Here is a 12098-nt window from a genome sequence, read left to right as displayed (position 1 = left end):
CTTCCTCCAGCTTGAAAGCTCAATCTTATGAACGAACAGATTGCCGCGATCCTGGCCCGCATTCGCGATCTTGAGGACGAGCTCGGAAAGGAAGTTGACAAGGAGCGCAAGCTCTATGGCCCAACTCTCAAGAAAAACGTCGCCGAATTCCAACAGGACGTTCTCGCGCGGCACCGCCGTCTTCGAATGGGCCTGCTCCAGTTTTTCAAGGAGACTCCGGCGCTCAATTTGTTGACGTCGCCAGTTATTTATTCGTTATTGGCGCCGCTGGCCCTGCTGGACATTTGGGTCACAGTTTACCAGCACATCTGCTTCCGCGCCTATGGCATCCCCCGCGTCACGCGGTCGGAATATGTCGTCATTGACCGGCATCATCTGAGCTATTTGAACTTGATCGAGGCGATCAACTGCGCCTTTTGCGGCTATGCGAATGGCGTCATTTCCTACGCGCGGGAAATCGCCGGTCGAACCGAGCAGCATTGGTGCCCTATAAAGCACGCGCTCCGCATCCGCGATCCTCACGCGCGCTATCTGAAGTTTCTGGAATATGGCGACGCCGAAGGCTATCGCTCCAAGCTTGAGGAATTTCGAAAGAACGTCGATTAGACATTGAGGTTTGAGATCGAGTCGCGCCGAGTGGATTTCACCAAGGCCTTGATGCTGGACCGATAATGAAACAGCCGCTTTGGATCCCGTGCGCCAAAAGGGCGATCCCCCTGCTGCTCATAGCTGCGTCCATGCCCGCCTGGGCGGAAACCGCATCGCAGTTCTCGTCCGATTGTCCCGCCCGATCGAAGCCTATGGCGCGACTGGAGCTCTTGTTCGGCGCGAGTTTCAAGGGCGGCAAGGTTGGTCCGCGCGATTTCGCGCGTTTCATCGAGAAAGAAGTCACGCCGCGTTTTCCGGATGGGCTGAGCGTCTTCGAGGGCCATGGCCAATGGCGCGCCAAGTCCGGAGGCCTGATCCGCGAGCCTTCGCGCCTGCTGCTGATCTGGCACGAACCCGATTCAGCGTCGGACGCCAAGATCGAAGCAATTCGCACGGCCTATAAAAGGCGGTTCAAGCAGCAATCGGTGATGCGCGTCGATGGGTCGTCATGCGTTTCCTTTTGAAGTTTCGGCGGCCCGCTCGGGGCGCGACGGGGGATCGCGCGGAACTTGGCAACCCATCGCTCGAAAACGCGCTCGGCGGCTTGGCGCTTCGAGGGCGCTTAAAGGCGTCGGCGGGCGCGCTTGCCCGAGGCTGCGGTTGCTTGACACAAATGCGCCTCATGCCTATATCGCGAGCGCCTCGGCGCAGTTCGTTTGAGTTATACTGGGGCGGAGTAGCTCAGCCGGCTAGAGCAGAGGAATCATAATCCTTGTGTCGGGGGTTCGAGTCCCTCCTCCGCTACCACCGCAAACCCACTATAGCGACCGTGAGGCGGGAATTTTGGCTCGGCGGTCAGCTCTGCCAGATAGCCTCTAAGCTCTATGTCAAGAGGTGCGCGAGGCGCGACCGGGTGCACAATCACGCTGTTGACCAGTGCGCGGAATGAGTCCGCCGTTGACCCAGCCTGAAAATCTGCATTGGACTTCAGCTCCGCCGACAATTGATCGATTTGGCTGAGATAGCGCGCCACGGCCATCGGATGCAGCGCCACGGCGTCGATCGGCTCCGGCATGTCCGCAAGCTCTGCATCGAGCCTTTCCTTTTCGCCTTCAAGGTCCAAGAGGCGGTCCCGAATCGCGCCTATTTTGACGCGGCCCTCCGCGAGCGCGTCGACCAAGCGCGTCAGCGTTCGCCCAACCTCGTCCCGCCGTCGTTCCATCTTGGCGCGCATGGCGATCGCTTCCCGAGCCAGCTTGATTCTCTCGGCATGGTAGGTTTTAGCAAATTCCGAAATCATTCTCGGGTCACGCAATTCGGCGCGGAGGCCATCCACTGTGACGCGCTCGATTTCCTCGAGATAATAGACGCGAGCATGTGAGCAGGAGCGGCTCTCGCGAAAAGCCGAACAGCGCACCCGCGTCTTGCCGGTTTTGTCGCGATCATGAATCGCCATGCCGGAACCGCAGCATCCGCATTTCAGCAGCCCTGAGAGCAAACGTCTCGGCCGCCTGCTTTTCTCCGGCGCTTCGCCGCGTCGTGCGCCGCGCCTTGCCTTGACAGCCGCCAATATCCCATCGTCGAGGATTTTGAGGTGGGATGCTTCGGCAAATTGCCATTCCTCCTCCGGGTTTGGCCGCGATACCCGTCTGCCCGTATCCGGGTCTTTGATCATCCTCACGCGGTTCCAGACGATTTTGCCTGCATAAAGCTCGTTTTGAAGAATGCCATTTGCGCGCTGTCGCGATCCATTGATCGTCGACGCGTTCCACAGCTGGCCCCGCGGCGGCGCGATTCCTTCCCTGTTTAAGGAGCCGGCTATATTGCGCGGCGTCGCCCCGGCCGCATAATCGCTAAAGATGCGGCGCACCACGGCCGCCTCATCCTCGATGATCTCCATTTCGCCGGGCTTGCCGGCGATTGGCCTATAGCCATAGGCGCGGCCACCGGGGTGTCGTCCATCGCGGATCACGCCCGCCATGCCCCGTCTGACCTTTTTTGCGCCATCCTCGCGATAAAGCTGAGCGACCAGGCCGCGCAGACCGACCGTTACAGTGTCGGCCAAACCCTCATGGACGGCGCAAAGCTCGATTCCCGCATAAGTCAGGCGCTTATGGATGCCAGCCAGATCCTCCATGTCGCGCGAAAGACGATCAAGCGCCTCAACGACAACGACGTCAAAGGCGCCGGTCCGTGACCGTTCCATCATCGTCAGAAGGCCGTCCCGGCCGAACATCGAGGCCCCGGAGCGCGCCTTGTCTTCATAGGTCCCGACCAAGGTCAGGCCCCTTTTTTGGATATAATCGCGGCAGAGTTGTATTTGATCTTCAACGGATTTCTCATTCTGAAGGTCCGTTGAAAATCGCGCGTAAATGACGGCTTTCATTTTTTCACATCGCCAGTGCGTCGAGCGGCCAGATCCGCCATCGCGCGGCAATGATCCTCCCGCGCCGCCTGACGCGCAAGGGCCCTAACGAGCTCGATCATGCGTGGATCGATAGGGCGCTCGTCTGCGGCTTTGGGAAGAGCTGGGGCGCGGCGCATTTTAGGAGTGCAACCCCCAAGGCTCGCCGACCTGTTTCGCGCCGCGAAGGGGATCAGAGCGCTCCTCCACTTCTGGCGACCAAGCGCGAATCATGTCGTTAAAGTCCATATCCGCCTCGGCCATGAAGATCCCCGTCGGCCATCCCCCGCGCGCCCATCGCTTTTGCGCGCAGGCGAGCCGCGCCCGCGTCACAAATGGGTCGCTATCCGAATCGCCGAGCAGGATGGCGGCCTCCGCCTCGCGCGGCGGCATAAGCCCTGGCGCTGAAGGGTCCGGCTCATCGGAGGGCACGCGCAGCCGCAAACCCTTGGGATGCGGCGTCGAGGGCCCAAGCCCCGCGCCGGAGAGGTTGCCGAGATCGCCGGCCGCCCAGGCGCAATAATTGCGATTCTTGCCGAATGCGCCGAGGAGATCCCGGCTCGCGGACTGAAAAACCGTCTCGACCGTCTCGATCCCCTCTCCGGCCAAAAATATCTTTTCGCCCGGGCCCGGACCGAATTCATGCAAGCGGATCGCGCCGCCCTGCTTGCCCGCGCGCATCTTTTTCGAGACCAGCGGCGTCCCGTCCGGCGCGGCGATCTGCGCCTTGCCGGAAGCCTCGCGCGGCATATCCGCCGTCCCGAGGCGCGGATCGAGCCAGGTCCGATGCAGTCCCATGAAACGGCTATCGGGCCCTTGGATCGCGGCATAGAGACAAGGCCCGCGATGCATGATCTCCGGCCTGGCGTCCTCTTCGTCGGGCGCGAGCCAATAGGGCTCATCAGCTGCAAAGCGCAAAGCCTTGGAGCGCACGGGCGCGAGTCCGCGATGAATAAAATAGGCGTCGACCAATGTGCCATCGACGGGGCCAGCCGAGCGCCACATATCATAGGCCTTGCGTCGCTCCTCTTCCGCCAAAGCCGCCGCGCGGGCCTCGCGTTCGGCTACCCGCTGCGCCCGCTCCGTTTCGAGCCGCGCCGCCGTCGCTGGATCGCTGACCGCCTCGCCGCCGAAAAGCAGGGCGAGCACGGCGGCGAAGTCGAGCCCCTCGAATTGCTCGAGGAAGGTGAATGTATCGCCGCCGCAGCCGCCATATTTGCAGCCCCAGCTCCCTTTCGTCACATTGACCCAAAGCGGGCTCCGGCCTTTCTTCGGGGTGCAGATGCACTGCCCGGCGCGAATGCCTTTCGCGGAGGCGCGGCCGAGCCGCACATGCTTCTCGACGAAAGAGTCCAGCGGATGCTCCGCCTTGATCCGATCAAGCTCGCAACGGGAAAGCCGCGTCATCAGAAGTCCTCGTCATCGAATCGAGCGAAGACAACGGCTCGTTCCGCTTCGGCTGGCGATTGCGAGACCGAAGCGCGAGTCCTGCGAACCACGCTCATCGACGTCGGCCCGCGCTGTATCGTGGCGTCATGCGGCGTTAAATAAACCACCCGCGCGCCAGCAAGCCGCCAGACAAGCCCGCCAAGAGACTCCGGCCGCTGCTCGTCAAAGAGATCCGCCGCAGTCCATCCGGCGCGCCATGCCTGATAGCCACGTTCGCCAAGAAAGGCCCGAGCGTCATCGACAGCCTGCGCATGCCGCGTCGCGTCGACGCCCCGCGGCCGACACTTTTGTAGGCGATCGAAAGCCTCGGCGTATGAGGGTGGAAAATTGGAAGCGTCCATCGCTATCACACCTCATCGACTCGAGCCGGAGCCGCCGCCGGGCGAAGCCTCCGGCATGGAGACGCCAGTCCCGCTCCGCAGCGCGCCGAAAGCCGACATGCTTTGCTCGACGCGCCGGACGATCGCGTCCGTGTCGGCGGTGACCTCAATTTTCAGATTGATGTCCGCAGCGCCCTCGAGCCGCGTCGGCATGGCCGCCCCTGGACCGCCGACCCCAAAAGCCAAGAGCCCCGGCGATACTCGCCCGACGTCGGCCGCCTTCAAGGCGTCAAAACTTTTCGCGCCTTCAGTGGCCTGTAGCCTTAACTGGCGGCCGCGCTCATCCTCGCCCGCGAGCGCCGGCGTCGTCGAGGCGACAAGCATCCCGCCGGCGAGGGCAAGCGGCGAAGTCGCGATCGCTCCTAGCGTGCCAAGGATGCCCGCGCCGGCCACTTCAGCTCCGCCGGCCGCAGCCGTCCGACCGCCCAGGCCGACGGCGCGCAGGCCGCCCTCAAGGATCTTTTTTCCGACATATGCGCCCGCGCCAATCTCGGCGACGCTCTCGCCGGCCGCAACCCATGGCGCGGCGTGCGGGTGGGTCTTATTAAATTCATCTCGTGCTTTTGAATACGCGCCGAGAAATTCGGTGAACCTGGCGCACGCGGCCGTGAAGGGTCCGACCAGCGGAGCGAGCTGGGTAGCAATTGCATTTTCCAACGCCGTCATAGACGCGGTAAGCGCGGCGGTTGGATCATGTTGCATCAGGTATTTACCACCCTCAGCTCCCATGCCCCTTTCGTATTGCTGCGCGTGGCCTTCGAACATTTGCCGGTTGCCGCGTAATTCGCTCAATATGCCGGCGGCCGTGCTACCCGGAAACATTTTTTGTAGCCGAGCATCCTGCTCAATCGGATCGACCGTGCCCTGCCTGACCATTTCGGGCAGGATGTCCTCGTAAAGAAATTTATCCGGATCCCGAATCGCCTTTTTATAACCGCGAATGTTGTGACCAGGCTTCAAACCCTTCAACTCGCCGTGTTTTGTTTTTGTGAAGTCGCTGTCTTTTAGAAAGCCGAGCGCTTTCCACTCTAACAGTGCGCTGTGATTATTTTGCAACCCCGCGCCACTGACGACCTTGCCGAAATTTGCGAGCGCTTTGCCGGTTCCTGGCGCGCCCAGGGCTTGGTTCAGCGAGATCATTGTGGTCGTCAAGAAGCGGTCCGAAAGCAGCATGCCTTCGGTTCTTGCCCCACGCGCGGCTGTCAACATGTCCTCGGGATCGGAGGTCACCCCAAGAATTTGCTGGCCCTTCAACGCGGCCTCGAGGAAGTTCTTGAATTGTTGAGGGTCATTCGCCTTGCCGAGTTTCTCGGCCGCCTTTTCTGCGTAGACGAGATGCTCGGAGCTGCCCCCGGCCGCCTCCATGGTGCTTTTGACTTTCGAGACAAAGTCCAAAAGCGGCAACGCTTCGTCCGGGTGAGAAACGACGGATCGCAATTCTCTATACGAATCGAGGATCGCGGCATGCGAGAGGTTCGGGTACTTTCTCATGATCTCGCCGCTCGCCGCATCTGCCGCCGCTATATCTTTCGCAGGCGCGCCGGCGAGCGCGAGGCGCGCCTTCGCCGTCTCGACGTTGGCGCTCGCCCGGACGCCCTTTGCGGCTTCGCCCACCATGTCCAACCCCAGCGCGCCGCCAACGACGCTGCCGACACTTCTGGCAATGCCGCCGAGGCCGGTGATCGCGCGGCCAAGGCCGCCGACTTGCCGCTCCGCGCGGCGGATCTCGCCCGTCACTTGCCAAAAGGCGCGTTCCATTGAATTGACGGCCGTCGCGGCTTTGTCCACTTCCCGCGAGACGCCATTCACGGACGAGCCGACGCGGCCAATTGAATTCATTGCGGTCGCGATTCGATTGACGCGGGCTTCGATGTCTTTGAAGACCGAAGCCGTCCGATCGTCGGCGGAAATGGTGAGCTTGGCATCGAGCATCTTGCCGGTCATTTCGATTTCGCCTTTCGCTCCGCCCAGCGCGCGGCTAGGCCATAGATGGTCTCAAATTCGCTCACGCCCATGTCGGCCGCCTCGATCGGATTTAAAACTTTCAAGTCGAAGACGAGTTGGGCCCAACGTCGCTCGAAGGCGTCGTCGCCTCGGCCTCTGTAAAAAAACCGAGAAGCGCGCCCTTGATGCTTTTGCCGTCCCGCAGCGACAGCAACGAGAATGCCGCCGAGCCGTTTTCGATCAACAAGCAATGATCAAGGTACGCCTTGATGGCCGCCGGTTGCTCCACAACGAAAATTCCGCCATCAGCGCTTCGCGCCCAGATCTGCGGCTCCCCGATGCTTATGAATTCCGCGCAAGTGGGTTCGCGGATTGTGATTTCAGTCAGACGCTTGTCGAACAAAACAACCGATTCTTCCAACACAATAGTTTTAGTTCGCTTCGACATATGGCGCGCTCCTTATAGATTGAGAGATGGTCAGCCGAGATCGGGCGGGAATTTCATCGCCAACAGTTCATTAGCGAATTTACGGCCGGCGAGGGCCAATTCCGTCGCCGCTCGCGACTCGTAGTCAGCTCCGGCCACATCGGGTTTGAAAAGCTGTACGGCGGGAACGCCAGGCGGGAGATCGGAAGCGGGAGGCGGCGTCAAATTCAGCGCCTCGTAAGCGGTGAAGCTCCGCAACGCGGCGGCGAGCAAAGCGTCTTGCACCGAGGAGATTCTAATCATGTGGTTTCCTTTGTCGTTTGAAGGAAAAGGACAGAGTTGGACGCTATTGCACGCCCAACTCTGCATCGCTCAAGGGCCGTTTAGGAAAACCCTCGCGAATTGCCAGCGTTATGCGCGACCTCTGGCTGCGCGCTTCGGCCCGGACGATCCAACAGGCCAAACTTTGTTAATTCACCGTCGTTGGCAGATTCTCGACAAGCAACGCCCCGATGTCGAGTTCAATCGGCTCGACGGGGCAGTGCATCTGCATGCGTATTTGTCTTTCCGTCTCGGCTTCGGCCTCGGCCTTGCGCCGCGCCTCACACTCGGCCCGCCACGCTTCGTCCGCCGCGCGCGCCTTGGCCTCGGCCGCAGCCCGCGCCGCGGCTTCAGCCTCTTCAAGGCTGATCGCCTTCGCGACGCTCGGCTGCGCCGCCGGATCATGTTCGAGCTCGCCGATCCAAGCGCGCAGCAATGCGCTCGCCCGGATCAGTTTCGGATCGCGGGGCGAGAATTCGTGATCGAGCACCAACAGGAAATTCCACAGCCCAGGAACTTGAATGCGGTAGCGCTTTCCAATTGTGAGTTCGGCGGCAATTTCCAGGAGTTCGTCGCGCAGCGCCATCGCGCGAGCCAGGCGTTTCTCGATATAATCTTCGGCGATCGCTTCCGCCATTTTCGCAACCAAATCTTTTGCTTCAGTCAGCTCCCGCTCAGCGTCGTTAACCTCGGCGTCAAGGACGCTGATCGCTGCGTCTAACTGCGACGCCTGGGATTCCAGATCGGCCTTTGTCTTTCGGCCGGCTCTCAACGTCGGCTCCGCGCCCTGCGAAAACGCTTCGGCCAATCGCTTGGCCTCGACCAAATCGTCAAGCTGGACCTGTTCAAGATCGCCCAGCAAAGCCGTCCGGCGCGTCCGCGCCCGCGCGAGCGCGGCCTGCTTCGCGCTCAACAACTCTTCCGCCCGCGCCACGGACTTCTGCGCATCGCGGAGCCGTCCTCTATTGCTGCCACAGTCGCTGCTCATTTTTTTTGCCTCTCAAAATTTCGATGTTGCGGATGGTTCGCGCGCGAAGGCGCCCTAATGCGTCAAAAGCGGCACGACGTAGCCAGGCTTCGCCGCCTTCATTTCGCGATTTAATTGATCGGCAATCGCGCTCCATTCGGCGGCCTCATGCTCATCGGCGCCGGTTATGGATTGCGATGTATTCAGACCCGCGAACGACCAACGCGTCGCGGTCGATCTATCGACGGGAGCGATGGCCAAAAGCGCCCGCGCGTCAGCCGCCGTCATATCGGTCGCGAAAGCGAGGTGCTCGGCAAGGGCTTTTCGATCTTTTGCTTCCGGCGCGGTCAAGATTTCCTGCAGGCGAAGTCTTTCAGTACTCATGTGCGTTCACTCCTTTGGGGTTTTGAAAGCTCGGTTCGCGTGCGCGCATCCGCAACGCGCAGGCGCGCGTCGAGATTCGCGATTGCTTCAGGCGACGGCGCGTCGCCGAGTTCGATGATTTCGCGCGCAAATCGCTCTGCAACATCGCGCGGCAAGCCGCCGGCGAATTCCATGATCCCGGCGCGTTCCTCAAATTCCACATCGCGGCCGACGGCGGCGACGCGCATCTCGCCTTCGAACTGCATGGAGTCGGCGCGAGCCTCATCGGCCTCGACAACAGGGCGCACTCCAAGTTGCGTGAGCGCGTCTTCGAGCCCGGCCCGAATACGTTCGAATGGATCAACTGACTTGAGCGCCGCGATCCTGTCGCGACGGTGCGTCGAGAGCGCGGCGAGCGTGCCCCATAGGTCCTTAGCGAGAGCGGCTTCAAGAGGGTCAGCGTGCATCGGCCGCGCCCTCGAGGATCGTACCTTTGATTTTATAAAGCCGTTGCGTCTTTCCTTGAACTTTCATATTGACCTTGCGGCGACCCTCGGCGTCTTTGATCAAGAAGCCCGCTCGCGCGATGGCGTCAGCCGCCAAACGCGGCTCAAGGGCGCCGAGGGCCTCTCGCCATCCGGCGTCGTTTAGGTAGTAAAAACCCCCGGTTGTATCTTTGTAGCCGGCGAGCAATTGAACGCGCCAGGACGTTTCCATATCTATGGGAACAAATCTCGAGGCGCCATGCAGTTGAAGGAAATTCCGCACGACCGCGATCGCCTCGAAGTCCTCGCTCGCGCCCATGCCTCCGCGTCGCGCCAACCATTTGCTGAAAAGCCTTCCCGCAGCGTCGTAAACAGACCGCTGTGCCCAAGGCAGAACCTCATACATAATCGCGAGCTCGCCGGCGGCGGCGACCAGAGCAAAGCGGCGCCCGACGCGGGCGACTTGGCCGGAAGCGCCTGGCGGCACATGCTCGACAAGAAATTCCGCAATCAGCGCCCGCGTGATTTTTATGAAATCGGCTCGGTTATGAATCATCCTCTCGACAAACACGCGGCCGGCGGTTCCGTAGGACGTCAGCGCGGCTTCGCGAATTTTATTGGCGAGGGCAGGCAGGTCTTCTTTTGGATAGGCTTCGCTGAACACTCCGGAGTCGCCATCGAGGTAGAGATCGATGACGCGCACACCTTGACCGCCCATTGCGCGGGCGCCGGACTCAGCGATGCGCGCGGCGATGCTTGTTTCGCCGGTCGACGCGACCGCGATGCGCCACCTGTTGCGCGCGCGGACTTCGCCGTCTGACTTCGATCGCGCCTTGGCTTCGCCTCCACAAATCAAATAGATCGCCGCAAATAAATCGCGTGGGTCTATCTGCCCGATCTCGTCGGCGCACAGACAACTGTCATTGTGCGCCGCGCATGTTCCCTCAAGTCCATTGGATGTAGTCCGCCAAGATTGCAAGAAGCCAAGCGGGCCTCCGCCTCCCCATAGCGAGCCTGGCACTAAAAGCGTCGTCGTCTTGCCGACCGAGGACGGCCCAACCAGATGAAATCCGCCGCCATCGAAACCGAGCGGATCTAGAAGTGGCCCCGTAAGGCCGATGGCCAAGAAAAACATAAGCAATTCGTGGCCATAGACCGGAACCGCGACCGTGGCTTTCCACTCTTCGAGGGAACCCTTTATCGAGAATTTTGCGCCGCGCGGCGCGCGCTCGAACACGACCGGCAGCGCGCCATCTTTGGCGACGGTCCATGCGGGCGTCGCGAAGGTTTGCCCGTCGCCGTGCCATCCGCCGCGGCTGATGGAAACTTCGCGAGCGCGGACGGTAACGCGGCAAATGAAATCGGCAAATCTTTCGCGCGCGGGGCGACTATTCGACAGACGGAAACCCTTACTCGAGAGTTCGCGCCGGATTGTGTTAATACCGTCTGATGATGCGTCGGCGCGGCTAACAATGCCCATTTGCTTCACGCCGTCGCGGTTTGTGAATTCAACGACCAAAGACCAGGATTCGCTCTCTTCCGACCTACACTCCGACCGGATGAAAAGCTCATCGCAGATCCAAATTGCAGGTTCTCCCGACACTTCGAACCAAAGGCCGGCGCTGTTGATCTTGTAGCCGTAGGGCAAGCCGTCATGTTGAGCTGGTCCGTCTTTTGCGGCATCGCCTGATTTCTGTTTTCCGTTTGTCTTGCTCTTGCCGGACCGCTGCTTTGTCGGCTCAGCGTCGGCAACTGGAGCCGAAGGCGCTTTGACTTCCTGGCCATCCGCTTCAGCCACGCCCTCGACAGAAGATGGCTCATCGCTCACCCCTTGCGATCTCCGGCGAGACCGCAACGAGCGCGATCGTTTGTCTCGGCGGCTGCGCGCAAATAGGCGGCGCCGAGGCACGCAAGAAGGCGAAATTCGGGATGCTTGACCGGAGCGCCGTCGCCGCCGCGCAGACGCCAAATATGCGCGGCCAGAGAGATCAGCCCGGGGTGCCATGGGGCGGCAATGGTCGAACTCCACGCGCCGCTTTCAAACACGTAGACAATCTTCACGGGCTCGCCGGGGCGAAGAGAGGAATCTTTGAATTCTGGATGCGGAAAGATCTTGATTTCGACGCTCGCGCCCCCGTCCACCAGCTCATAACGATCAAGAGGCAAGCCGGTCAGGGCGAGGACAAAATCAGGACCCCACGAAGAAAGCTCGCGGTCCAGGTTGATGACATCCGTCGGCCCCACAACCGGGAACCCATCGATCGACTCGTCGATCAGCGCCTCGGTATATTTTTCGACAAGAAGCTCGAAATCCCTCGAGACGCCGGCGGGCAGCTTACAGGCACCCCCACGACGAGTCTCGGCAAGCCATTTACGAAGACCAGCCTTCGGGTAGCGCACGAGCCGATTCATTTTGCAAACTGGCGGCCCTACATTTTGCGAACGCCAGCTCTGCAGGGTTCTGACCGGAACTCCGAGGTAATCGGAGACTTCGGTCTCTTTAAAAAACGCCCCTTGCAGCGTTGCTGACTCTTTGGAGTTTGGGCTACCCTCCGAGGCCAGCGCGGCCTCGATCGCAACGAGCGACGCCGACCGCAAAATATCGTTAGATTCCGACACCAAACCACTCCTACGCGGATGAGGCGAGCTGCACTCAGGCTCATTGCTTACGTAGGAATAAAATCTTTTATCAGGTAAGAAAAACAAGTAAAAACAACAGGAAAATGGAATAATCAATTATTCCATTTTCCGCTTAATTATTCCGCTTCGG

Annotated in this window: 12 protein-coding genes, 1 tRNA gene and 1 pseudogene; 4 read left to right on the top strand and 10 right to left on the bottom strand. The window is 60.7% G+C overall.

Annotated features, from left to right (window positions below; genetic code table 11):
* Positions 1-27 precede the first annotated feature (27 nt).
* From RZS28_RS04075 to RZS28_RS04060, 4 genes are all read left to right on the top strand, one after another.
* Positions 28-606, top strand: coding sequence for a hypothetical protein (locus RZS28_RS04075; protein WP_407339966.1), 579 nt, complete (start codon positions 28-30; stop codon positions 604-606).
* Between the two features lie 65 nt (positions 607-671).
* The gene (locus RZS28_RS04070; protein WP_407339964.1) at positions 672-1112 is read left to right on the top strand and encodes a DUF3574 domain-containing protein; all 441 of its coding nucleotides are present in this window, start codon (positions 672-674) and stop codon (positions 1110-1112) included.
* Positions 1113-1318: 206 nt separating this feature from the next.
* Positions 1319-1395 (top strand) — tRNA-Met (locus RZS28_RS04065).
* Between the two features lie 205 nt (positions 1396-1600).
* Positions 1601-1969 (top strand): hypothetical protein, encoded by a 369-nt coding sequence (locus RZS28_RS04060; RefSeq protein ID WP_407339963.1) that lies wholly within the window; start codon positions 1601-1603, stop codon positions 1967-1969.
* Between the two features lie 3 nt (positions 1970-1972).
* Here the strand turns inward: RZS28_RS04060 and RZS28_RS04055 are convergent.
* The 10 genes and pseudogenes from RZS28_RS04055 to RZS28_RS04010 all read right to left on the bottom strand — a co-directional run.
* Positions 1973-2974 (bottom strand): annotated as a pseudogene (locus RZS28_RS04055) (recombinase family protein); the annotation flags it as partial.
* A gap of 159 nt (positions 2975-3133) precedes the next feature.
* Positions 3134-4399 carry a hypothetical protein gene (locus tag RZS28_RS04050; protein WP_407339961.1) on the bottom strand — a complete coding sequence of 422 codons (1266 nt, stop codon included), beginning with the start codon at positions 4397-4399 and terminating at the stop codon, positions 3134-3136.
* A 395-nt stretch (positions 4400-4794) separates the two neighbouring features.
* Positions 4795-6765: a hypothetical protein gene (locus tag RZS28_RS04045; RefSeq protein WP_407339959.1), complete on the bottom strand. Its 1971-nt coding sequence runs from the start codon at positions 6763-6765 to the stop codon at positions 4795-4797.
* Between the two features lie 100 nt (positions 6766-6865).
* The gene (locus tag RZS28_RS04040; protein WP_407339957.1) at positions 6866-7213 is read right to left on the bottom strand and encodes a hypothetical protein; all 348 of its coding nucleotides are present in this window, start codon (positions 7211-7213) and stop codon (positions 6866-6868) included.
* Between the two features lie 30 nt (positions 7214-7243).
* Entirely contained in the window at positions 7244-7495 is a 252-nt protein-coding gene (locus RZS28_RS04035) for a hypothetical protein (protein WP_407339955.1), read from the bottom strand.
* 166 nt (positions 7496-7661) lie between these two features.
* Positions 7662-8501: a hypothetical protein gene (locus tag RZS28_RS04030; RefSeq protein WP_407339953.1), complete on the bottom strand. Its 840-nt coding sequence runs from the start codon at positions 8499-8501 to the stop codon at positions 7662-7664.
* 54 nt (positions 8502-8555) lie between these two features.
* Positions 8556-8864, bottom strand: coding sequence for a hypothetical protein (locus RZS28_RS04025; protein ID WP_407339952.1), 309 nt, complete (start codon positions 8862-8864; stop codon positions 8556-8558).
* Entirely contained in the window at positions 8861-9310 is a 450-nt protein-coding gene (locus RZS28_RS04020) for a hypothetical protein (RefSeq protein ID WP_407339951.1), read from the bottom strand. Before RZS28_RS04020 ends, RZS28_RS04025 begins: the two co-directional genes overlap by 4 nt.
* Positions 9300-11156, bottom strand: a complete 1857-nt coding sequence (locus RZS28_RS04015; RefSeq protein ID WP_407339949.1) for a DUF927 domain-containing protein — start codon at positions 11154-11156, stop codon at positions 9300-9302. The genes RZS28_RS04020 and RZS28_RS04015 overlap by 11 nt, the downstream gene beginning before the upstream one ends.
* Positions 11153-12064, bottom strand: coding sequence for a helix-turn-helix domain-containing protein (locus tag RZS28_RS04010; RefSeq protein ID WP_407339948.1), 912 nt, complete (start codon positions 12062-12064; stop codon positions 11153-11155). The genes RZS28_RS04015 and RZS28_RS04010 overlap by 4 nt, the downstream gene beginning before the upstream one ends.
* Positions 12065-12098: the final 34 nt, after the last annotated feature.

Origin of the sequence: Methylocapsa polymorpha (genome assembly GCF_045689225.1) — a bacterium.
Taxonomy (GTDB): Bacteria; Pseudomonadota; Alphaproteobacteria; order Rhizobiales; family Beijerinckiaceae; genus Methylocapsa; species Methylocapsa polymorpha.
This window is presented reverse-complemented; position numbering and strand designations above follow the sequence as displayed.

Excerpts from the sequence above, each read along its gene's own strand:
- RZS28_RS04075 (WP_407339966.1), top strand. The coding sequence starts at position 28 with ATGAACGAACAGATTGCCGCGATCCTGGCCCGCATTCGCGATCTTGAG.
- RZS28_RS04070 (WP_407339964.1), top strand. The coding sequence starts at position 672 with ATGAAACAGCCGCTTTGGATCCCGTGCGCCAAAAGGGCGATCCCCCTG.
- RZS28_RS04050 (WP_407339961.1), bottom strand. The coding sequence starts at position 4,399 with ATGACGCGGCTTTCCCGTTGCGAGCTTGATCGGATCAAGGCGGAGCAT.
- RZS28_RS04045 (WP_407339959.1), bottom strand. The coding sequence starts at position 6,765 with ATGACCGGCAAGATGCTCGATGCCAAGCTCACCATTTCCGCCGACGAT.
- RZS28_RS04040 (WP_407339957.1), bottom strand. The coding sequence starts at position 7,213 with ATGTCGAAGCGAACTAAAACTATTGTGTTGGAAGAATCGGTTGTTTTG.
- RZS28_RS04035 (WP_407339955.1), bottom strand. The coding sequence starts at position 7,495 with ATGATTAGAATCTCCTCGGTGCAAGACGCTTTGCTCGCCGCCGCGTTG.
- RZS28_RS04030 (WP_407339953.1), bottom strand. The coding sequence starts at position 8,501 with ATGAGCAGCGACTGTGGCAGCAATAGAGGACGGCTCCGCGATGCGCAG.
- RZS28_RS04025 (WP_407339952.1), bottom strand. The coding sequence starts at position 8,864 with ATGAGTACTGAAAGACTTCGCCTGCAGGAAATCTTGACCGCGCCGGAA.
- RZS28_RS04020 (WP_407339951.1), bottom strand. The coding sequence starts at position 9,310 with ATGCACGCTGACCCTCTTGAAGCCGCTCTCGCTAAGGACCTATGGGGC.